This is a genomic window from Arthrobacter oryzae, assembly GCF_030718995.1.
In the GTDB taxonomy this organism is placed as follows: Bacteria; Actinomycetota; Actinomycetes; order Actinomycetales; family Micrococcaceae; genus Arthrobacter; species Arthrobacter oryzae_C.
In genome coordinates, this window is the sequence record NZ_CP132204.1 from 549,027 (window position 1) to 571,451 (window position 22,425).

At 66.7% G+C, this 22,425-nt stretch carries 17 protein-coding genes; 10 read left to right on the forward strand and 7 right to left on the reverse strand.

Features of this window, described 5'->3' with window-relative positions; all coding sequences use genetic code 11:
- The first annotated feature begins 258 nt into the window (after positions 1-258).
- The 6 genes from Q8Z05_RS02575 to Q8Z05_RS02600 all read left to right on the forward strand — a co-directional run bounded on the left by Q8Z05_RS02575 (position 259) and on the right by Q8Z05_RS02600 (position 8,592).
- Complete coding sequence (locus Q8Z05_RS02575; RefSeq protein ID WP_305941943.1) at positions 259-1,353, forward strand: LacI family DNA-binding transcriptional regulator; 1,095 nt, start codon at positions 259-261, stop codon at positions 1,351-1,353.
- Between the two features lie 347 nt (positions 1,354-1,700).
- Positions 1,701-2,975 (forward strand): sugar ABC transporter substrate-binding protein, encoded by a 1,275-nt coding sequence (locus Q8Z05_RS02580; RefSeq protein ID WP_305943463.1) that lies wholly within the window; start codon positions 1,701-1,703, stop codon positions 2,973-2,975.
- A 2-nt stretch (positions 2,976-2,977) separates the two neighbouring features.
- Positions 2,978-3,952 (forward strand): carbohydrate ABC transporter permease, encoded by a 975-nt coding sequence (locus tag Q8Z05_RS02585; RefSeq protein ID WP_305941944.1) that lies wholly within the window; start codon positions 2,978-2,980, stop codon positions 3,950-3,952.
- Between the two features lie 12 nt (positions 3,953-3,964).
- The gene (locus Q8Z05_RS02590) at positions 3,965-4,942 is read left to right on the forward strand and encodes a carbohydrate ABC transporter permease (protein WP_305941945.1); all 978 of its coding nucleotides are present in this window, start codon (positions 3,965-3,967) and stop codon (positions 4,940-4,942) included.
- A 189-nt stretch (positions 4,943-5,131) separates the two neighbouring features.
- Entirely contained in the window at positions 5,132-6,970 is a 1,839-nt protein-coding gene (locus Q8Z05_RS02595) for a glycoside hydrolase family 3 protein (protein ID WP_305943464.1), read from the forward strand.
- Positions 6,967-8,592, forward strand: a complete 1,626-nt coding sequence (locus tag Q8Z05_RS02600) for a glucoamylase family protein (protein WP_305941946.1) — start codon at positions 6,967-6,969, stop codon at positions 8,590-8,592. The genes Q8Z05_RS02595 and Q8Z05_RS02600 overlap by 4 nt, the downstream gene beginning before the upstream one ends.
- 28 nt (positions 8,593-8,620) lie before the next feature.
- Here Q8Z05_RS02600 and argS read toward each other — a convergent pair whose 3' ends face one another.
- The 4 genes from argS to Q8Z05_RS02620 all read right to left on the reverse strand — a co-directional run bounded on the left by argS (position 8,621) and on the right by Q8Z05_RS02620 (position 14,960).
- The gene (gene argS / locus Q8Z05_RS02605) at positions 8,621-10,396 is read right to left on the reverse strand and encodes an arginine--tRNA ligase (RefSeq protein ID WP_305943465.1); all 1,776 of its coding nucleotides are present in this window, start codon (positions 10,394-10,396) and stop codon (positions 8,621-8,623) included.
- Positions 10,397-10,635: 239 nt separating this feature from the next.
- On the reverse strand, positions 10,636-12,720 hold the full coding sequence (locus Q8Z05_RS02610) for a PhoX family protein (protein ID WP_305941947.1): 2,085 nt from the start codon (positions 12,718-12,720) through the stop codon (positions 10,636-10,638).
- Between the two features lie 244 nt (positions 12,721-12,964).
- Positions 12,965-13,990, reverse strand: coding sequence for an o-succinylbenzoate synthase (locus Q8Z05_RS02615; protein WP_305941948.1), 1,026 nt, complete (start codon positions 13,988-13,990; stop codon positions 12,965-12,967).
- A gap of 325 nt (positions 13,991-14,315) precedes the next feature.
- Entirely contained in the window at positions 14,316-14,960 is a 645-nt protein-coding gene (locus Q8Z05_RS02620; protein WP_305941949.1) for a hypothetical protein, read from the reverse strand.
- A gap of 439 nt (positions 14,961-15,399) precedes the next feature.
- Between Q8Z05_RS02620 and Q8Z05_RS02625 the strand changes: the two genes are divergently transcribed.
- The gene (locus Q8Z05_RS02625) at positions 15,400-16,320 is read left to right on the forward strand and encodes a phosphatase PAP2 family protein (RefSeq protein WP_305941950.1); all 921 of its coding nucleotides are present in this window, start codon (positions 15,400-15,402) and stop codon (positions 16,318-16,320) included.
- A gap of 20 nt (positions 16,321-16,340) precedes the next feature.
- Here Q8Z05_RS02625 and Q8Z05_RS02630 read toward each other — a convergent pair whose 3' ends face one another.
- Complete coding sequence (locus Q8Z05_RS02630; RefSeq protein WP_305941951.1) at positions 16,341-17,132, reverse strand: hypothetical protein; 792 nt, start codon at positions 17,130-17,132, stop codon at positions 16,341-16,343.
- A 332-nt stretch (positions 17,133-17,464) separates the two neighbouring features.
- Here Q8Z05_RS02630 and Q8Z05_RS02635 point away from each other — a divergent pair, with 332 nt between their 5' ends.
- Positions 17,465-18,682 (forward strand): aminotransferase class I/II-fold pyridoxal phosphate-dependent enzyme, encoded by a 1,218-nt coding sequence (locus Q8Z05_RS02635; RefSeq protein ID WP_305941952.1) that lies wholly within the window; start codon positions 17,465-17,467, stop codon positions 18,680-18,682.
- A gap of 125 nt (positions 18,683-18,807) precedes the next feature.
- Positions 18,808-19,419 (forward strand): carboxymuconolactone decarboxylase family protein, encoded by a 612-nt coding sequence (locus Q8Z05_RS02640; RefSeq protein WP_305941953.1) that lies wholly within the window; start codon positions 18,808-18,810, stop codon positions 19,417-19,419.
- Between the two features lie 279 nt (positions 19,420-19,698).
- On the opposite strand, the gene Q8Z05_RS02645 is transcribed toward Q8Z05_RS02640, so the two are convergent.
- Positions 19,699-20,337 carry a TetR/AcrR family transcriptional regulator gene (locus Q8Z05_RS02645; protein ID WP_305941954.1) on the reverse strand — a complete coding sequence of 213 codons (639 nt, stop codon included), beginning with the start codon at positions 20,335-20,337 and terminating at the stop codon, positions 19,699-19,701.
- A gap of 83 nt (positions 20,338-20,420) precedes the next feature.
- Between Q8Z05_RS02645 and Q8Z05_RS02650 the strand changes: the two genes are divergently transcribed.
- Positions 20,421-21,509, forward strand: a complete 1,089-nt coding sequence (locus tag Q8Z05_RS02650; protein WP_305941955.1) for a flavin-containing monooxygenase — start codon at positions 20,421-20,423, stop codon at positions 21,507-21,509.
- A gap of 176 nt (positions 21,510-21,685) precedes the next feature.
- Here Q8Z05_RS02650 and Q8Z05_RS02655 read toward each other — a convergent pair whose 3' ends face one another.
- On the reverse strand, positions 21,686-22,420 hold the full coding sequence (locus Q8Z05_RS02655; protein ID WP_305941956.1) for a hypothetical protein: 735 nt from the start codon (positions 22,418-22,420) through the stop codon (positions 21,686-21,688).
- Positions 22,421-22,425: the final 5 nt, after the last annotated feature.

Consider the following 22,425-nt stretch of genomic DNA (forward strand, 5'->3'; position numbering starts at 1 on the left):
TTTCCGGACGCTCTCTCACTTCCTGCCGCCCTTTTCCGGACGCTCTCTCACCCCCTGCCCCCAAAACCCAAACCCTCTCTCACTCCGCCAGAAAACCCGCAGGATCTGCGAGAGGGTCGCCAGAAAACCCGCAGGATCTGCGAGAGGATCGCCAGCAAACCCGCAGGATCAGCGAGAGGATCGGAATCGCCAGGTCGGATAGCTGCACTCCCCAACGGGATACTAAGCGCATAGACTCGGGGGAGAAGGAGAAGTGAAATGGCAAAAGGTCCCACGGTTTACCACGTTGCGGAGCGGGCGGGCGTCTCCATCGCGACCGTCTCCTTCACTTTCCGGCAGCCCGAAAAAGTGAAGGCATCAACGCGCGAGCTTGTGCTGGCAGCCGCCGACGCATTGGGCTACGTCCCCAGCGCCAGCGCGCGTGGCCTGGCACGGGGCCGGACAGGCGCCCTGGGGCTTTTTGCCTACGACTACCTGCTGGACCCCGCCGATGGAATCCACGGCGAAGGCCAGGACTCCGAGGACCCTGCGGCAGCTGACCTCGAACGCCGGAATGAGGATCTTCGGCTGTTTCCGCTGTATGTGGACGAGGTCCAGCGCGGCGTTGAACTCGAGTGCTGGCGCCGGGGGCAGGCGCTGCTCGTGGGCGGCGGAAACCCGGAAAACAACGAGGCTGTGCTGTCGGACATTGCCGGCCGCGTCGACGGACTGGCCGTGTTCCCGCGGTCCGTACCCAGCGAGGCCCTTGCGCGGATCGCCCGGCGCATCCCCGTGGTGGAAGTGTCCGAGAACGTCAATAACCGCGAGTTGGACCACGTCACGGTGGACAACATTTCCGGCGTGCGGGCCATCACCGAACACCTCATCGCGGGGCACGGCCTGTCGGACCTGATGTTCCTCGGCGGCATGCCCTCCTCGGACAATGAGGAGCGGCTTGAGGGTTTCCTCGGCGCGCTTCGCGATGCGGGACTGCCAACGACGCGTGAGGCGAAATACCCGTGCGGCAATGAACAAGCCGTCGCGGAAGTCGTCAGCTCCATATGCCGGCAGGGCTCATTGCCCGACGCCTTTGTATGCGCCACCGATCAGGACGCACTGGTGGTTATGGACGCCTTGGCCGCCGCCGGCGTCGGGATTCCCAAGGACGTTGCCGTGACAGGCTTCGACGGCATCGCTGCCGGGCGGGTCATCAGGCCGTCGCTGACCACCGTGCGCCAGCCCATGGAACAGATGGGGCGCACCATGGTGGAACTGCTCCTGGACCGGCTGGACCATCCCGACAAGCCGCCGGTGGCCCTCAAGCTTCCCGTGCGCGTCGTGCTGCGTGAAAGCTGCGGCTGCCAGCCGGGCTAAAGCCCGCAGTCACCCCAAACATCAGGGCGCCCGACGACGACGGGACGGCCCGGGCGGCGTCCTTCGCCTTCGCGCCGCCCTACTGGAGCTTCTGCCCTCGCCCGGCCTGCGCACGCCCCCCGCGCCCACTCCCCGCGCAACAAGTTTCTTTCCGCTATCTGTTGCCAAGATCACATTCAATGCGCTTAGATTGGTTCAAGCGATAAATCAAAGCGCTTAGATACAGTTGCGGAACGGTGCCTCACCGGCCCCGCCCCGCCGCGCCCCAGCCCAAGCTGAAGCCAAAGCAACAGCCAAAGCACCAGCCGAAGCCGGCCGCGCCTGCGGGACCGATGAAAGGAACAATGATGATCCATCCGAACGCCAAGAAGGCAGCCGCCGTCGGCCTTGCAACCGCACTGCTGCTGACCGGCTGCGGCAGGGACTCCGCAGGTTCGCCCGCCGCGTCATCGGCCAAGCCCATTGCCTCGGGGCCGGCATCCGGCACCATCACGCTGTGGGCCCAGGGCAGCGAAGGCGAAGCCCTTCCGGCACTGCTCAAGGAGTTCGAAGCCGAAAACCCGGGCGTCAAGGTCAACGTCACGGCCATCCCGTGGGACGCCGCGCTCAGCAAGTACCAGACCGCCATCGCGGGCGGGACCACCCCGGACGTCGCCCAGATGGGCACCACCTGGATGGGCGATTTCGCCAGCTCCTTCGACGCGACGCCCCAGGAGATCGACGCCAGCGACTTCTTCCCTGGCTCGGTGAAGTCCACCGAAGTCGAGGGAACCACCTACGGGGTGCCGTGGTACGTCGACACCCGCGTGGTCTACTACCGCAGCGACCTTGCGGAGAAGGCCGGCATCACCAAGGCGCCCGAAACCTGGGATGACTTCAAAGCCCTTGCCAAGGGTCTGCAGGAGAAGGCCGGGGCAAAATACGGGGTCCAGCTACCCGCCGGCGTCGCCGGCTCCTACCTGGACACCCTCCCCTTCCAGTGGTCCAACGGCGCCAAGCTGATGAACGACGACGGCACCAAGTGGACCCTCGACACCCCCGAAGCGGCAGAGGCGCTGAAGTACTACTCCAGCTTCTTCGCCGACGGGCTCGCATCCAAGGCAGTGTCCACGGGAACCACTGCCGAAGCATCCTTCGTAGACGGTTCCGCACCCATGATGATCAGCGGCCCGTGGCACGTCGGCCTGCTCAACAAAGCCGGCGGCGAGGGCTTCGAGGACAAGTACAAGGTTGCCCCGATGCCGAAGGAGACGACCTCAACGTCCTTTGTCGGCGGCTCCAACATGGTGGTGTTCAAGAAGTCCGAGAACCGCGATGCTTCCTGGAAGCTCCTGCAGTGGCTGTCCAAGCCCGAGGTCCAGCTCAAGTGGTACAAGGCCACCGGTGACCTCCCCTCGCAGCAGAGCGCCTGGAAGGATCAGTCCCTGGCGTCGGACAGCAAGCTCTCCGTCTTCGGCGACCAGCTCAAGAACACCAACAACCCGCCGGCCGTTTCCACCTGGACCCAGGTTGCCGCCGCCGCTGACAGCGAAATCGAACAGATCGTCAAGGCCGGCAAGGACCCCGCGGAGGCGTTGAAGTCCCTGCAGCAGGCCGCAGATTCGATCGGCACCGGGAAGTAACAGTGGCCACCACCAACGCGCCGCCTGCCGGCACCAAACCGCCTGCCGGCACTAAAAATGCCGGCAGGCCTCCGGCCCGTGCCAGGGTCCGCACAGGGCAGTCACGGCGCCGCCGGAACGCCATCACGGCATGGCTGTTCGCGCTGCCGTTCGTCCTCATCTTCGGCGTGTTCATGCTTGGACCGCTGCTCTCATCGTTCCTGATGTCCTTCACGGACTTCACCAGTCGCGACATCGAGAACCCGTTCGCGGTGGGATTCGTAGGACTTGAGCAGTATGCCGCGCTTTTCCGGAACCCGCAGTTCCTGCATTCCGTCCTGAACACGGCCTATTTCGTGGTGGTTGGAATCCCGCTCACCACGATCCTTGCCCTCGCGCTTGCCGTGGCCCTGAACAACGGCATCAGCCGCTTCCGCACAGCCTTCCGCGTTGGCTTCTACACGCCTGTGGTCACCAGCATTGTGGCCGTGGCCGTCGTATGGCGGTTCATCCTCCAGCCTGACGGACTGCTGAACGTCATCCTCGGCTGGGTGGGCATCGCAGGCCCGGACTGGCTGAACAGCACCACCTGGTCCATGCCGGCCCTGATCATGATGGCCGTCTGGCGGAACCTGGGCACGCTCATGATCATCTTCCTGGCCGGTCTGCAGGCCGTTCCGGGCGACATCCTCGAGGCCGCGGAGGTCGATGGCGCCAATGCCTGGCAGCGGTTTATGAAGATCACGCTGCCCATGCTCCGCCCCACCCTCCTGCTGGGAACCGTGCTGCTTTCGGTCGGCTTCCTGCAGTTCTTCGAGGAACCGTTCGTGATGACCAAGGGCGGCCCGCTGGATTCGACCCTCTCGGTCAGCTACTTCACGTACAACCAGTTCGGGTTCGGCAAATACGGACTGGCCTCCGCGGCCAGCTATGTGCTCTTCGTGGCCATCGCGCTGTTGAGCCTGCTCCAATTCCGAGCCCTGCGATCCAAGGACTGAGGACCGATCCCCATGACGATCCCTGACACTTCACCGCTCGATGCAGCGGCACCCGCCGCAACGACCCCGGGAACCGAAGCCGCCGCCGTCGTACGCGGAACCGCCCCGGCCGGAACCAACACCACCGGTGGTTCCCCTCAAGGGAGCAACGCACGACGGCGGTCCGGCCGCCGCGCGCCGGCGCGCCGCACGCTGACTTACGCCGTCCTGGTGGTGGGGGTTTCCGCGACGCTCCTGCCGTTCGTCTGGATGTTCCTCGGCGCCTTCAAGACCCAGGGCGAACTCCTCCGCCGGCCCATCACGTGGTGGCCGGAGCAGCCGACGCTGGAGAACTTCTCCAGCTGGTTCAACGAACTGCAGATCGGCACATTCTTCCTGAACAGCGTTGTGGTTGCCGTGTTCACAGTGCTCGGAAACCTGCTGTTCTGCTCCATGGTGGGCTACGCGCTGGCCAAAATGGACTTCCCGGGCAAGCGCTTCCTGTTCCTGCTGGTCATGGTCATGCTGATGGTCCCGGGCGTGGTGACGTTCGTGCCGCTGTTCGTGATGGTCAGCAAGCTGGGCCTGGTGAGCACGTACCCGGCGTTGATCCTGCCGTTCCTGGCCGCGCCGATGGGCGTGTTCCTGATGCGCCAGTTCATCATGGGCATCCCGGATTCGCTCATCGAAGCGGCCCGGATCGACGGCGCGGGCGAACTGCGTACCTTCCTGCGGATCGTCATGCCCCTGTGCGGACCGCCGCTGGCCACCCTCGGCATCCTGACGTTCCTGGGGTCGTGGAACAACTTCCTCTGGCCGCTGGTCGTGGCCCAGAGCGAAGAGATGTACACCCTGCCGGTGGCCCTGTCGCTGTACTCCACCGGCCAGAACGCCACGGATTACGGCCTCCTCCTGGCCGGATCGGTCCTGATCATCACGCCCATCATCCTGCTGTTCGTTGCCCTGCAGCGCTACTTCATCCAAGGCGTCGCAGCCACCGGCATCAAATAGGCCGCCTTCTCCCCTGCCCTTCCAGACTCCACCTGACGCAAGAGAGCACCCATGACTTCTCACATCCACACCAGCCCGCGCCCCGGGACAACCGGGACAACCGGGACAACCGGGACAACCGGGACAACCGGGACGCCCACGGCCTCCGGGACGCCCGGCAACTACCGGGACCTCAACGGCAACGGGATCATGGATCCCTTCGAAAATCCGGAGCTCAGCCCGCACGAACGCGCCGCCGACCTCGTGGCCCGCCTCAGCCTCGAGGAAAAGGCCGGCCTGATGTTCCACACGGTCATCGAAACCGGCCCCGACGGCACCCTGCTGGAGACACCCGGCAACATCAGCAAGTCGCCCACTAGCACCGTGATCCTGGGCAAGTTCATGAACCACTTCAACATCCACGCCCTGGGCACCGCCCGCGAGGCCGCCCGGTGGAGCAATACCCTGCAGGCCCTTGCCGCGCAGACCCCGCACGGCATCCCGGTCACGATCTCCACGGACCCGCGCCACGCGTTCATCGAAAATTCCGGCGTCTCGTTCACGGCCGCGCACTTCTCGCAGTGGCCCGAGCCGATCGGCCTCGCCGCGGTAGGCAGCGCCGACCTGATCCGCCGCTTCGCAGAGATCGCCCGCAAGGAGTACACCGCCGTCGGCATCCGTGCCGCGCTGCACCCCACGGTCGATCTGGCCACCGAGCCCCGCTGGTGCCGGCAGGCTGGAACTTTCGGGCAGGACTCGGAGCTCAGCTCGAAATACGTCGTGGAATACCTCCAAGGATTCCAGGGCGACGAACTCGGGCCGGACAGCGTAGCCTGCACCACCAAGCATTTCCCGGGCGGCGGTCCGCAGCGCGACGGCGAGGACGCCCACTTCCCCTACGGCCGCGAACAGGTCTACCCCGGCGGCCGCTTCGACGAGCACCTGGCTCCGTTCCGGGCCGCCATCGCGGAAAAGACCAGCGCCATCATGCCGTATTACGGCATGCCGATCGGCGTCGAGCTGGACGGCGAACCGGTGGAGGAAGTCGGCTTCGGCTACAACAAGCAGATCATCACCAACCTGCTCCGGGACAAGCTCGGCTACGACGGCGTGGTCCTCAGCGACTGGGAACTGGTCAACGACAACATCGTGGGCGACCAGGTGCTGCCGGCACGGGCCTGGGGCGTCGAAGAGCTCACCGCACCCGAGCGGATGCTGAAGATCCTCAACGCCGGCGTGGACCAGTTCGGCGGGGAGGAATGCACCGAGCTGCTCCTTGGCCTGGTCCGGGACGGCCTGGTCAGCGAGGAACGACTCGATGAATCCGCCCGCCGCCTGCTGCTGGTCAAGTTCCAGCTCGGCCTGTTCGACAACCCCTTCGTGGACGAGGACGCCGCGGCCGAAATCGTGGGCAACGCCGAGTTCCGGCATGAGGGCCACCTTGCGCAGGCACAGTCCGTCACCGTACTGGCCAACGGAACGCGCGACGGCGGGACTGCGCTGCCGCTGACCGGCTCACCCGCCGTCTACGTCGAGGGCATGGACCCGCTGAGCTTCGACGGTTTCGGGACTGTGGTGCAGGATCCCGAGCAGGCGGATGTTGCGGTGATCCGGTTGCACTCCCCCTGGGACCACCGCGACGACCTGTTCCTGGAGCAGCACTTCCACGCCGGAAGCCTGGACTTCCCGCCCGGGCTGGTCTCCCGGCTCCGCACCCTGGCCGCGAAGGTTCCGCTGATCATCGACGTGCGGCTGGACCGGCCGGCCATCCTCACGCCGCTGGCCGGGTTCGCTGCGGCCCTGGTGGGCACCTTCGGCGTCTCGGACACGGCCCTCCTCGATGCCCTGTTCGGCCGCGTTGAGCCGCAGGGCAGCCTCCCCTTCGATATTCCGAGGTCCATGGATGCCGTGCGTGCTTCACGCTCGGATGTCCCCGGAGACACCGCCGATCCCCTCTTCCCGTTCGGACACGGATTGCGGCTGCCGCACCTGCCGCAGGTGCCGCAGGCCGGAACCGCAACGGCTACCCAGTCAGGACTGAGCTCATGAACCAGCGCTTTGATGCCACCCCGGGATTCTCCACCGCCACCCGCCGCCAGCTACTCGCCGGTGCGGCTGCCTTTGCCGTCACCGGACTCACCGCCGCCACGGCGACACCCGGCTTCGCAGCGCCCGGCGCGCAGTCGCCGTCGTACCTTTCCCGGGCACGAAACCTGGGCGGGGTGGACCGCAAGGTCATCACCCGGTGGGCGCGCGACACCTGGAAGTCCCTGGAAGCCATGACTGATCCCGCGACCGGCCTGCCCGCCGACTACATCGGCGAGTCCATCACCGCGCCGAAGCGGAGCGGCTTCACCTCGCCCACCAACATCGGCGGCTACATGTGGAGCACGGTGGTAGCCCGGGAACTGAACATCATCAGCGCCAGCGAGTGCCGTGAGCGGCTGACCCGCACCCTCACCACGCTGACCGGCCTCAAGCACCACGAGCCCAGCGGCATGCTCTACAACTGGTACGACGAAGCCACCGGGGAAGTCATCACCGTGTGGCCCGAGAACGGCAACCCCGTGGCGCCGTTCATGTCAAGCGTGGACAACGGCTGGTTCGCTGCAGCCCTGATGGTGGTCCGCTACGCCGAGCCGAAGGTCGCCGGACTGGCCAACACCATCCTGGGCAGGATGGACTTCGGGATCTTCTACAACAAAGACGCCCGGCCCGGTGTGGCTGCCGGTCTGCTGCGGGGCGGCTTCTACGACGTCAAACCGCCCGTGGAAACGGTCCAGGGCAACTACCTGGGCCGCGGCCCGGACGTCTACTACACAATGAACCACTACGACGTGACCAACTCAGAGCCCCGGATCGCCACGTACATCGGCATCGCCCTGGGCCAGCTCCCGCCGGCGCACTACTTCGCCACCATGCGGGTCTTCCCGGACACGTGCGACTGGTCCTGGCAGGAGCAGAAGCCGGTGGGCGAGCACCGCATGTACATGGGCATCGACGTTTTCGAGGGCGCCTACACCTATCGCGGAATGCGGATCGTGCCGAGCTGGGGCGGGGACATGTTCGAGTCCCTGATGCCGGACCTGTTCGTCCCCGAATCCAGCTGGGCGCCGAAGGCCTGGGGCATCAACCACCCCTTGACCGTCCGGGCGCAGCGTGAGTTCGGCCTGGACGACGCCAAGTACGGGTACTGGGGCTTCTCCCCCGCCAGCCACCCCAACGGCGGGTACTCCGAGTGGGGCGTGGACATCCTGGGAATGAGCAGCGACGGCTACCCGTCCGACGTCGAACGCACCAGTGTAGACGTGGGCTTTGAGGGCTGCCGGCCGGCCAGCAACCCGACGCCGGCCTGGGGCGACGGCGTGGTCACTCCCCACGCGGCCTTCCTCGCCATGGAATACGAGCCCCGCGAGGCATACGACAACCTGGTGAAGATCGAGAACGAACTCGGCGCCTACGGCCAGGGCGGGTTCTTCGACGCCGTGGCCGTGAAGTCCGGAACCATCGCCCGGCGCTACCTTTCGCTCGACCAGGCCATGGTTCTGGGCGCGCTCGGCAACGTCTTCGGAGACAACGTGATCCGACGCAACTTCGTGCAGGGCGAAGTCGAGAAGGTCATCAAACCGCTGATCGAGGTCGAGGAGTTCGGCGCCGGACTGGCCGGCTAGGAGGCGCCCGCCAGGCCCCGCCCTGAAGCTACATGTTCTCCGGGGTCTCGATGCCCAGCAGGTCCAGGCCCTCGGAGAGCCTGTGGAGGACGAGTGCGCACAGCGCGAGCCGCGACTCGCGGACCGAATCGTCCGCTTTCAGCACCGGGCACTGGTCGTAGAACGAGGTGAACAGCTGCGAGAGCTCGAACAGATACGCACACAGTCGGTGCGGCTCCAGCAGTTCCCCCACCCTGCGGAGGGTGGCGCCGTACTCCAGCAGGTGGAGCGCCAGGGCGCGCTCGGCAGGTTCGACGACGGCGATCCTCGCCACCGCCGGCGGCTCCCCCGCTGCAGCCAGCGCCACCGCCGTTGGGTCCACCCCCGTCGGCACGTCCCCGAGGTCTCCCGCTTTCCGCAGGATGGAGCGGATCCGCGCGGCGGCGTACTGCACATAGGGGCCGGTGTTGCCGCTGAGTGCCAGCATCCGGTCGAAGTCGAATACGTACTCGGTGTCGTGGCCCGTGGAGAGGTCGGCGTACTTCACGGCGCCGATGCCCACCTGCCGGGCGGTCACCGCGCGCTCCTCCTCCGAGAGCTCCGGGCGGCTCGCGTCCACCACGGCGCGGGCGCGGTCCACGGCCTCGTCCAGCAGGGCCATGAGCTTCACCGGGGTGCCCGAGCGGGACTTCAGGATCTTGCCGTCCTCGCCCAGCACGTTGCCGATCTGCACATGGGTGGCCTCGACCGTGTCAGGCAGCCATCCGGCCTCGCGCGCGGATTCAAACACCATCCGCAGGTGGACGTTCTGCGGCGCGCCCACCACGTAGAGGATCCGGTCGGCATGGAGTTCCTGGATCCGGTAGCGGATGGTGGCAAGGTCAGTGGTGGCGTACCCGTAGCCGCCGTCGGACTTTCGGATGATCAGCGGCAGCGGCTCCCCGTCCCGGCCCGTGAACCCTGCGGGGAACGTGCACAGCGCACCCTCGCTGATCCGGGCCAGACCGCGCTCTTCCAATTCCTGGCACAGCTGTGCTAAATGGGGATCGTAGGAGCTCTCGCCGGCGATGTGCTCGTCCTCGAGACTGACCCCCAACTTGGCGTAGATCGCGTTGAAGTAGCCCTTCGAGTGGTCCACGAGCCGCTGCCACACGTCCAGCGTTTCCTCGTGCGCCGACTGCAGCGACACCACGCGGAGGCGGGCACGTGTCGCGAAACTCTCCGGCCCGGAATCAGACGCGTCGAACTTTGCCCGGGCCGCCTGGTAGAACGCGCTGGGGTCCTCCACCAGCAGCGCGGCCTCGGGCGAATCCTCGCCGATCTCCAGCCAATGCTCAATCAGCATGCCGAACGGCGTGCCCCAGTCCCCGATGTGGTTCTGCCGGATCACCGTGTGCCCCAGCGCCTCGAGGACGCGCACCAGGCTGTCCCCCACCACGGTGGTGCGCAGGTGCCCCACGTGCATTTCCTTTGCAACGTTTGGGGAGGAATAGTCGACGACGACGCGACGGGTTTGCGTCTCCGGCCCGCCTTGCGGCTGGGACGCCTGGACATTGAGGAGTTCCTCGATCCAGGTGCCGTCGAACGTGAGGTTGATGAAGCCGGGGCCGGAGATCTCGACGCCGGTGCAGAGTCCGTCGAGTTCCAGCGCCTCGACGATCCTGGCGGCGGCGTCGCGGGGCGGCATGCCAACCTTTTTGGCGAGGGCCATGGCGGCGTTGATCTGGATGTCTGCGAACTGGGACGGCCGGACCACCGGATCGGTGTCGCGGAACTCCTCGCCGAACGCTTGGGCAATGGCTGCCTGGACTCGGGGGACAACCATCTCGGCCGGATTATTCACAAGCTCAAATTATCAGTCCCGGCCCCCTCCGACGCTCTCTCACCTCCTGCACTTAAATCCCGGACGCTCTCTCACGTCCTGCCGCCCAAAAAGAAACGCTCTCTCACCTCCCGGCCGTGCGGCCGGAAAGGTGAGAGAGCGTTCCGAAAAAACCCACCAAAAGTGAGAGAGCGTCCCGAAAAAACCCACCAAAAGTGAGAGAGCGTCGGAACTAGCTGGAACTAGGCGTCCGTGCGGAAAACCTGGACCACGGACGGGCGCGGGGCGCGCGCCTGGCCGCGTGCCGGCGTCGTACCTGCCGGAACGTAGTCCGGGAAGAACGAGTTGGGCGCGTCGAACGTGCCGTCCTCACCCGGGTGCTGCACGGAGACGAACACGGTGCGCTCGTCGTCGTGGATGATCGGTCCGCAGGTCTCGCCGTCGCGCGGCACGGCCAGGAACTGCTCCACCTTGCCGCGCTCGGCGCCATCGAGCGTCACCTTGAACAGGCCGTCGGCGCGGCCGATGCCGGACGGTGCGCCGTCGGTGGAGATCCAGAGGTTGCCCACGGAGTCGAACGCGAGGTTGTCCGGGCAGGAAATCGGGGAGACCTGGTCCACCGGGAAGCCGGAGAAGTAGGTGACGTCGCCCTGGGCCGGATCGCCGCAGACCATGAGCAGGTTCCAGGTGAACTTGGTGGAGGTCTGGTCCCCGGTTTCGGTGATTTCCACGATGTGGCCGTCGCGGTTGGCGTTGCGCGGGTTGACCTCGGTGGCGCCTTCCTTGCCCACCTTGCCGCGGTCCGAGTTGTTCGTGCAGGCCACGTAGACCTTGCCGGTGTGCAGGCTGGGCTGGACGTCCTCACAGCGGTCCATCTTGGTGGGGCCCACCTTGTCGGCGGCCAGGCGGGTGTACACAAGGACCTGTTCCACGGACATGCCGGGCACCTTCGAAACGCCGTTCTCCACCAGCGCCAGCCACTCGCCGGTGCCGTCGAACGAACCGTCGGCCGGTACGGTGCCGGTGCCGGTGATCTCAGCCGCCGGCGAGTTGCCGGTGAACTTGGCGACATACAAGTTGCCGGCGGAGAGAAGCGTCATGTTGTGCTTGCGGTCCCCCTCGCGGTACTTGTCCTTGGAGACGAACTTGTAGAGGTAGTCGAAGCGCTCGTCGTCGCCGGAGTAGGCCACCACATGGCCGGACTCGGCCACGATCACGTTGGCGCCCTCGTGCTTGAAGCGGCCCAGGGAGGAGTGCTTCTTCGGGGTGGAGGTGGGGTCGAACGGGTCAACTTCCACGATCCAGCCGAAGCGGTTGGCCTCGTTCTCGTAGCCGGGGGTGTTGGTGTTGAAGCGGGGATCGTCCAGTTCCCACTGGCGGGCCGTCGGCTTGTTGGTCAGGCCGTAGCGCTTGTCCTCGGCGGAGGTGCCCGGGGCGACGAAGTAGCCGTTGAAGTTCTCTTCGCCCGAGAGGATGGTGCCCCAGGGGGTGGTGCCGCCGGCGCAGTTCCCGAGGGTGCCCTTGATCCAGCGGCCCGCGGTGTCGTCCTTGGTCTTGACCAGCGAGGAGCCCGCGGCGGGACCGGTGAGTTCGTAGACCGTGCTGTTCAGGTAGCGGCGGTTGAGGCCGGCGCCCTTGACGTAGCTCCACGGCTTGTTCTTGTTCGTCCGCTCCAGCTCCACCACGGAGAGGCCGTGCGCGGCCTGGCCCACGGCGCGCACGTCGGCTGCCGGCATGGTGGCCGGGAACATGATCGCGTCGTTGGTGTACTCGTGGTTCGCGAACAGGACAGCGCGGCGGCCCTTGCTGCCGGGGATCTCCAGGATGTCGGAGTAGTCGTTGTTGTAACCGAACTGCTGTTCCTGGGCGGCTGCCGTCTGGTTGTTGAGGTCGAAGTCCGGGGCGCCGTTGAAGATGGGGTCGCCCCAGCGGATGACCGGCTGCCAGGTGAACCCTGCGGGCACGGTCATTTTGTCCACGTCCGCGGCGATGGACGGGATCGCGGTGAACTGCAGCTTGGACTTGCCGAAGCCGTCCTTTGCTGCGGCGGCGAGGCCGGTGCCGCCGTCGGCCACTGCAGTTCCGGAAGACGTCACGGCACTGCCGAGTACGACGGCGAGCGCGCCGGCGGCGCCGAAGCCGAGGGCGGCGCGGCGGGACATCGTGGCAGAGGCGATGTCGCGGAAGTAGCTGTTGGAGCTCGTGTTGCAGACCTCGCCCGAGCAGGCGTTGTCGCACTTCAGCGCACAGGTGACGGGGCTGCGCTTGCCTTTGGTGTGGCCAAGCATGGGGAGCAGGGCAAACTTGCGTCCGGTCGTTTCAGACATGGGGGCCTTCCAAGGGATGTGATGCGGTCCCGCCCACCCTGCCAGCCGATCCCAACCGGTAGCCGTCTGTCAGGTGAAGATCCGGTGAACAGCGACAAATGAGAGAGCGTCCGCCGAAAACCGACGACAAGTGAGAGAGCGTCCGCCGGAAAGCGACCGGAAGCGAGAGAGCGTCCGCGGGAAAGCGACCGGAAGCGAGAGAGCGTCCGCGCGGGGTCACCGAAAGAGCATCTGGCCCGCGGGGTTACGGAGCAGTCGATGGAGCGAGCACGGCGTGGACGCGGCGCAGGCGGTCCAGCCACCAGTCGCGGCGGTCCGGAGCGGCGGCGTAGCGTTCCAGCAGCCCGGCGTCGGCGGCGGCATCGCGGACCCGGATGGCGCCGTCGTCGGCCACCAGCGGATCCAGCGTGATGTCGGATTCAAACAGCGACACCGTTCCCAGCCCGCACGCATACGGCAGTTCCGGCAGGGAAGCCGCCAGGGCCAGTCCGGCGCGGATGCCCACCGAGGTGTCCAGCGCGGAGCTCACGACGGCGGGCAGCCCGGCCTGCGCCACGATGTCCAGGGCGCGCCGCACTCCCCCGAGCGGCGCCACCTTCACCACGATCAGGTCCGCCGCACCGGCCCGCGCAACCTTCAGGGGATCGGATTCCTTGCGGACGCTCTCGTCCGCGGCGATCAGCACCGGCGTGCCGGCTTCCCGCAGCCGGCGGCGCACCTCGGCCAGGCCGGCGATGTCCGGCACCGGCTGCTCGGCGTATTCAAGCCCCACGGCGGACAGCCGACTCAGTGCCTCGACGGCCGCGGGCACGTCCCAGCCTCCGTTGGCGTCCACCCGGATGGCGGCGTCCGGGAGGGCGCTGCGGACGGCGGCAACCCGGGCGGCGTCGTCGTCGAGCGTCTGGCCGCGTTCAGCCACCTTGACCTTGACGGCGTCCACCCGGCCGAAGCGTGCCAGGACCTCCGGGACACGGTCCGCGGCGACAGCGGGAACGGTGGCGTTGACCGGAATCACCGTACGGACGGGAGGCGGAAATCCCTGCCAGCCGGCCTCGACGGCGGAGGCGAGCCAGCGGGAGGCTTCGGCGTCGTCGTATTCGGGGAAAGGGCAGAATTCACCCCAGCCGAGCGGGCCGTCCAGCAAAAGGACCTCGCGCCGGGTGATGCCCCGGAACTTCACGCGCATGGGCAGGCTCACCACGTGTGCGGATGCCAGCAGCTGCTCCACGGACGGAAGAAGACTGGACGGGCGTGGTGCGTCGGCGGGCATGTTTTCACTCTACCGGCCACATCTGACACGGGAGTTTCGCGCAGTTCCCTGGTAGGGCCGACGGCGACTGGGGGCGAGCTTCACGTTTATGAGACTCGTCGCCGCCGGCCCAGCTCAAGGAGCCCCGGGCGCGCTTTTCCTGCGATGATCCGCAGGAAAAGCTGCGGGGCGGCCGGTCCGCAACCCGGCCGTTAGTAAAATCCTAGGGACCGTGCGCCGGCGCCGCGTGAGTACCTGCTACTCGTTTTTGGCCCCGGAGCGTACTCACGGAAGCGGCCACCACGCGCCGCAAACAGCGCATGATGGCCGGCTGGTTTCCGCCGGGCTACCGGTGCCCGTGGTCGTCATCCTTGGCGCGGTCGAGCATCTTGCAGATGTCCTTCGCGTGCCGGATGCTGTTGTGCGTGATCTCGCCGGACACTACTTCCTTCTGGTCGGCGGCGGCGTAGACAACGTTGCCTGCCAGCCGTCCCTCCGTGAAGTAGAAGGCCTTGGGCAGGCCCTCATCCTCGAAGGCCTTCTCCTCAGCGGCGCTCGTGGCGAACACCAGGCCGGGACCGCGGCCGGAGAGGTGGGCGCTCAGCCCGTCTTCCGCGAGCCGCATGGTGAACGGGCCGGAGATGTCCAGTTCGTCGATGGTGGCGTCGTCCGAGACGCGGGTCAGGTCAACCGTGACGTCGCCCCGATACTTGATCACCAGGGTTCCGTTGTCCTTCTTCTCGCCCTTGTACTTCAGTTCCCGCTCGTCGCCGTATTCCACTTTGATGGTGGTGTCGCAGGCCTCGAACTCGTACGGCTCGTAGTACGCGTCGGGCACGGAGACGTACTTTCCGTCCGTGTCCTCGGGGGGCCACGGCCCTGCGGCCCCTCCCCCGCCGTCGTTCCCGGCAAACGCGGGGGCCGAAACCCCGGTGAGCAATGCCACCGCCACGGTGGCAGGCAGGCACAAAATCTTCATTGTTCGGTTCATGGCAGCACTCCTGAAATGTGGCAGGAGGGCACGCATTCGGACCTGTCCTGCCGATGTACAAACATCAAATGCCCGCAGGGGCGACGAGACCAGTTGTGATGCGGTGATATTGCGGCCGCTGTGTTCAGGCCGGCAATAGGATCAAGCTAGCCCCGGCGCTGCCGGAGTGTCAACGGTATTTTGCGGATGCCAATGCCCTGCGTGTCACCGTCCAGCGGCATTGGCATCCGCTACGGTCGCCGGCTTAGTGCTGGGTCGGCGGGCGGCCGATAAGCACAGCTTAGAAAAAACGGCCGACGCCGGGCGCGAGTATTTGCTACCTGTTTTGATACCGGATTCCCGTCAGTGCTGTCCCCCGGTACGGTGCCCTCCCACCTGTCCTGCCGCCGGCTTCTGCCGCCGGCTCCGCAGACTGCTCCCAGCATTCTGTGGGACGCTGATGGTGATGAGTTCTCACCTTAAAGATTCCCGACGACGGCGGCCCGCCGGGCAGGTGCGTGGCGCAGCGGCGCTGGCTGCGTTGTGCGTCCTCGCAACCCTGGCCTGCGTGGCCGGCCTGGCCGCCACCTACTACTTCTTCGTGCGGACCACCACCGGGCAGTACATTGACGAATCGGCGCTGGTGGAGGCCGTGGCCATCCACGGCCCGGCCGGCAAGGCCGCAACCCGGTTCCTGGACTGGCTGCCCACCATCTCGCTGGTGGTGGCCGCCGTCGTCGTCCTCTTCGTCACGGTGATCCGGAGGCGCTGGCGGGCCGCAGGCATTGCCGTGGCCGCGTGCATCGGCGCGAACATCGCCGCGCAGGTCCTCAAGGCGCTGTTGCCGGAGCGGCCGTTTCGGGGCGTGGAAACCCTGGAGCTGAATTCGCTGCCGTCCGGCCACACCACGCTGGCTGCGTCCGCCGCGGCCGCCGTGTTCCTGATGGCCTCGCCGCGGTGGCGTCCGTTCGCGGGTTTCGCGGGCGGCAGCTTCGCGATCGTGTCCGGGATTTCCACCGTGGTGAACCAGTGGCACCGCCCGGCCGACGTGATCGCGGCGTTCCTGCTGGTGGGCGCCTTCGTCATCCCGGCCGGCTGGCTGATCATCCGCACCGGGAACAACTGGAACGTGTGGGACGGCTTCGGCGGGCACTGGGCGTCGTCACGCTGGTGGCTGCGGCTGCCCGGACTGATCTGCCTGGTATTTGCGGCGGCCGCAGCGTTCCTGCTCACCCGGTACGTGCCCGGCCAGGGCGGCAGCACCACGAGCTACTTCTGGGGCGGCATCTCACTGATTGTGGTGGCCGGGTACCTGGCAACAGTGGGAACCACCGCCCTGTTCGCGTTTGCCGCACGACGGCGGGTGGCCGGCCGCCGCTGACCGGGCACCGGCCGCCGGTCCTACTTCAGGAACGCGGCGTTGAAGGAGTTCAGGTCCACCGGGACGCCGTTGAGGCTGTGCTCGAACTTCTGCTGGATGCCGATCCGCATGGTGCCGGACGTGTTCCAGCCGCCGTACTGCACCGGGGCGGGCGCGAGGTAGTCGGCGGACCAGGTTGAGTAGTTGAGGTTGCTGGTGTTGGTGTCCCAGAGCGGAACGTCGGAGAAGGCCGTGCTGTTGTCCATCAGGTCCGGCCACATGCCGCTGCCGCTGTAGATGACCGGCCGCACACCCATGCTGCGGACGCCGTCCACCATGGCCCGGGTCACCGGCGGGCTGCCCGGCTCGACGTCCAGGGCGAAGAACTGAAGCTGTGCGGCGTAGGGGCCTGCGGCGTTGATGCCGCCCTGCCAGCAGGATGCGTCCCGCGTGTACACGGCGATCTTCAGGCCGGCGTCGAGCGCCATCTTGAGCTGGTCCTGCGTCCGGTACCAGGGATCACAAGTACCCCATGCGGTGGAGTGCATCACGTAAAGCCGGATCCCGGCGTCGTACGCTTTCTTGAACCAGGCGGGATCGGTAATCGCGGCGGTGGTGTCCACCACCTTGACCGAGGAGCTGGTGGCGGGCGGGCGGACCGTAGCGGGCTGCATCTTCGCCTCCTGGACTGTCGCGGCCTGGGCTGGCGCTCCGTGGAGCGCCGGCTGTACTTCCGCTGCCGGCTTGGCTGCGGGTGCTGCGGCGGGCGCAGTGCCGAGGCCCAGCAGGAGGGGCAGTGCGGCCAGGGCGGCAACAAGGTTGATCTGAAGCAAACGATACTCCTGGGTCTGGCCGGCCCCTTGGGATCGGGGCGGCATGGCGCAGCAAAAGCCGCGTTCGGGCGATATGCGCAGTTGATCGAGCCCAGTTCCCGGTCAACCGATGGGACCTCACACAAGTAGTGCAGGAGTCCGCCCCCTACCTTACGGGTGTTGCAGCAGGTAGCGAAAGTCACGAAAACGAGTGTTGACCGCCCGCTCCGCATGCTGTGGCAAGCCGATTCCCATTTACATTGCGGCGGTCCAGGGCCAGAATAAACCGCACCACAGCCTCCACTGGCTCAGCAGCGAGCTGACTTCCATGCTGCTACAAAGGGGTTGCTTTCATGGCCGGCATCTACGAGTCCAAGCTCTCCGGCCGGGTGGATTTCCCGGCCCGGGCCAAGGCGGTTGCTTCCATTCCGTCGTTGTTGAGGGTGCAGGGATTCCTAAGCGCGCATGCCCGCCGCCAGCACGATCCCGGCATCTGCGACTTCACGCTCGGCAACCCGCATCAAATGCCGCAGGAGGCCTATGTCGCGGCGCTCCGGGAGCAGCTGGAACCGCGGAATGAAAGCTGGTTCGCGTACAAGACGAACGGCGCCGAAGCGCAGGTTGCGGCCGCCCAGTCACTGCGGCGCCTGCTGGAGATGCCGTTCGAGCCGGAGGACATCCTGCTCACCACCGGCGGTTTCACGGCGATCGCCATGGCGATGAAGGCCGTGGCCGATCCGGGCGACGAGGTGATTTACAGCCTGCCGCCGTGGTTCCTGTACGAGCCGATCATCACCGAAGCAGGGCTGGTCCCGGTCAAAGTGCGCATCAACCCCGAGTCGTTCGACCTGGATCTGATGGCCATTGCCTCAGCCATCACGCCGCGGACCAGGGTGGTGATCGTCAACAGCCCCAACAACCCCACCGGCCGGATCTACCCCGAGACCCTGCTGGTGAAGCTGGCCGCGATGCTGGAACTCGCCTCGGAGCGGAACGGACGCCGGATCTACCTTCTGTCCGACGAGGCGTACAACCGGATTGTGTATGACGGCGCCCGCTTCCACAGCCCTGCCGAATACTATCCGTACACGCTGCTGGCATACTCCTACGGCAAGACGCACCTGGCCCCCGGGCAGCGCGTGGGCTACCTGGCGTTGCCGCCCACCATGCCGGACCGCGATGCCCTGCGGGAAATCGGCAGCGCGCTGCAAGTTGCCATGGGCTGGATCTACCCCAACGCCCTGCTCCAGTACGCCTTGCCCGCGCTGGAGACATTCACCATCGACGTCGGGCAGCTGCAGCGGAAGCGGGACCGGCTGTACGACGAGCTGACCGGGATGGGCTATAGGTTGCACCGGCCGGAGGGCTCGTTCTACCTCTTTGTGCACTCGCCCGTGGCCGACGACGAAGCGTTCACCGAGTCCCTGGCCACCCGCAATGTGTACGTGCTGCCGGGCGTCCTGTTCGAAACCCCGGGGTTCTTCCGGATTTCGCTGACCGCCAACGAGGAAATGGTGGAGCGCAGCCTGCCGGCGTTCGCCGAGGCGATCCGACTCGAGGGGGTTGGCTGAACACGCCGGGTAATGTGTTGACTCGCCGCGGGCCGCGGAGGAATATCGCTTTTGTCCGCACCGGCGCTGTCAGGGCTCCCGCCGCCGTGCAGCGCGGGTGGTCCCAGCCGGAAGAAGGATCCCCCATGTCCATATTCGCCACCACTCCCGAAAGCCAGGCGTTCGGCCTGAAGGCGAAGATTTACGACGACGACCTCCGGTCCCGCGGTTATGTCGCCAAGTTCACCAAGGAGCTGGCGGTGAACCCGGAGGCGTACGCGGCGTTCCAATCGCTCATCAGCGCCATCACCCAGAACATGGATCTGCGCCGCTACGAGTTGGTCACCCTTGCGGCCGCCCAGGCGCTTGGATCCGCCCACTGCCGGCTTGCCCACGGTGTGAAGGCCCTCCGCGCCATTGAGGAGGAAGAACTGGTCCTCATCGCCCGGGACTACCACAACGCGGGACTGTCACCGGCGGAGGTAGCCATGATGGAGTACGCCGAAAAGGTCAGCACCGACGCCGTGGCCATGACGGATGCGGACACCCTGGACCTGCGGGACCACGGCTTCACGGACCGGGAAATCCTGGACATCACGCTCGCGGCAGGGGCCAGGAATTACCTGAGCCGGGTGCTGCACGCCATCGCAGCCGAAGTCGACGTCCCCACCAAACTCTCCCCGCAACTCCGCAGCGCGCTGCTGGCGCCCCTGTCCCAGTACGGCGCCACGGCGAAGCCCCGCCACCGCGACGCCTGACCACCCGGCCCAAACCCTCTCTCACTCCCTGCACCAAAACGGCAAACCCTCTCTCACTTCCTGCGCCGAAAGACCAAACCCTCTCTCACTCCCTGCACCAAAACGGCAAACCCTCTCTCACTCCCTGCACCAAAACGGCAAACCCTCTCTCACTTCCTGCGCCGAAAGACCAAACCATCTCTCACTTCTTTAGGAGAAGTGAGAGATGGTTTGGGGAAAACGCGCAGAAAGTGAGAGAGCGTCACCATGCCGGGCCGCCGTCGTCGTCCGCTTACTAGGTCAAGCCAAGGCGGCGGCGAGCGACTTGAGCATCCACTCCCGGTAGGCCTCGGGGGTCCAGCCGGCGTCGTTCACCAGTGTGCGGTAAGCCTGCGGATGGCCCAGGGACCAGATGGCAGCGGCGGCGTCTTCGTCCGACATGCCGGAGGTCAGGCCGCCGCGCGCACGAACAGCCGCGGCAGCCTCGTGGTAACGCGTCAGCCGCTGTAGCGCTCGGGCCTTTTCCAGCTTCGCCACATCGGCGTCCACTGCCGCTGCCTGGGCGATCACCCCGAGCACCGCGCCTGTCCGCTGGTGCACTTCTGCGAACCAGTCCGCCAGCACCACCAGCAGCGACGGGAGATCCGGGGCCTGCCGGGTCCGCTCCCGCATGAACTCCAGCACCTGCGCCGGCGCGTTGGAGCCGGAGGCGGCGGAATCCAGCACGGCGGAGAGGAGCGCCGCCTTGTTGCCCACTGAGTTGTAGACGGTCTGCACCGCGACCCCGCTCTCTGCCGCGATACCTTCAATCGTGGTTCGCACATACCCGTTGGCCAGAAAGAGCCGGCGGGCGGTGGCCACGATGTGGAGCCGGGTGTCGGCCGCCTGGGCGGTGCGCCGCGTGGTCCTGGTGGCAGGGATTTTCGGGGCTGGAGGCATGGAACTAGACTATCCCTCCACTCACTGGAATGGTATTCTACTGACATCGAAACGTAGCGGTTGTTCGGTCAAAGGAGCCAGAGATGGACCAGGACTTGCAGCAGTTTGATGTAGTGGTGCTCGGCGCCGGCCAGGCCGGTCTTGCCGCCGGCTACCACCTGTCCCGCACGGGGCTGCGGTTCGTCATCCTGGAGGACGCACCACGCATCGGGGACGGATGGCGGGCCAGGTGGGATTCCCTCCGACTCTTCACTCCGGCCCGGCATGACGCCCTCCCCGGCCTGGTGTTCCCGGCGGCCCCGGACGCTTTTCCATCCAAGGACGAGTTCGCCGACTATCTCGAGGCCTATGCGCAGGAGTTCAGCCTTCCGGTCCGGACCGGCACGCGCGTAACCGGTGTCCGCCGCACCGAGGCGGGCTATTCGGTGAGCACCGGCGATGGAAGACTGAACGCGCGAAACGTCATTGCCGCCGTCGGCGCCAACGCACTCCCCCGCATCCCGGCCGCAGCGGCCGGCCTCGATTCCGAAATTTTGCAACTGCACAGCTCGCAGTACCGGCGCCTGTCGGACGTCCCGGAGGGCGACGTACTCGTCGTGGGGGCCGGGACCTCCGGCGCCGAGATCGCGCTGGAGCTCGCAGGCTCCCACCGGACGTTCATTGCCGGCCGCCCCACCCCGCATGTCCCGGACGCCGTGCTGCACCATGCCGACGCGGCCTACTGGCGGTTCGTTCATTCCGTCCTGACCACGGACAATCCGCTGGGACGGAAGGTGTCCGCGAACTTCCACCGGCGCGGCGCACCGCTGATCCGGATCTCGGTCAAGGACCTGGAGCGGGCCGGCGTGGTCCGGCTGCCTCGATTCAGTGCTGCAGCAGGCGGTCAGCCAGCGTTCGACGACGGGACGTCCCGGACCGTACGCACCGTCGTCTGGGCGACGGGCTACCGTCCGTCGCTGGACTGGATCGAGGGCGTGCCCCTGACGGACTGGGGCTGGCCGGAAACGCGGCGCGGCGTGGTTCCGGAACTGCCCGGACTGTATTTCGTGGGCATGCCCTTCCAGTACTCGCTCACATCGGGGCTGATTGGCGGGGTGGGAAGGGACGCGGCGTACGTGGTGGCCGGCATTCTCGAGCGCAGCAAGGAAGGCGTCCCATCGCCGACCCCGTAGACATCGTTTAACCCACTGGGCGTAAACGATTACAGCGCGTCCACAGGAAGTGAGAGAGCGTCCGATAAAACCCGGCGGGAAGTGAGAGAGCGTCCCAAAGAACCCGGCGGGAAGTGAGAGAGCGTCCCAAGAGAGCGTCCGGGGCAGTGAGGAACAGTGAGGGGCGGGGTGGGGGTTCAGTCGCGGGCGGCCGGGAGTGCGTGGTGGGTGGCGGGGTCGAACGTGTCGAACCTGGACGAGCCCATCATGAAGATCCCGCGCTGGGGAATCCAGAAGTCGCCCAGCCGGGTCTGCACCGGGAGTGATCCCAGGGTGCCCAGGTCCTCTCCCTGCAGCGTGGCCGTGCTGGCCGAGATGAACCACATCCGCTTCGGGTTGGCCCGGAAGCCCTGCCCGTTGGGGACCCGGCCGGTCAGCCCGATCCTTCCGGCCTGCAGCGTCGGCCCGGCCACGGCGCCCATGATCCGCAGGAACGCCGCACTCCCCCACAGCTTCGCCGGCAGCGCGGAGGCGAGCGCGGACATCGCTTTGGTGACCGGTGTGGCGGCGAGGCTGACCTCCCAGTGGAGGCCGACGTCGTCCGCTATGTCCACCGTGAAACGGTGGTCATCGAGCCAGGCGATGTCGATCCGGTGGACGGACGCGGACTCCAATGCGCTGCTGAAGTAGCGCGGGCAGGACACCTCCGCGGACACATCGGTGTACATGGTCCACGAACCCGACGGCCGCCGCATCCACACCGCGGTATAGCCCGGCCCCAGGGACGTGACGGGAAAGCGGCGCAGCGCCAGCAAGTAGCCTGAGCTGAACGGCTGGCCCATGACGCCGTAGCCGGTGAACCTTTCGTCGTCCCCGGCCGGGAGCGTGGATTCGCGTTCCGCGGCGGCGATGAGTGCCCTGATCGACTCCATCGCGT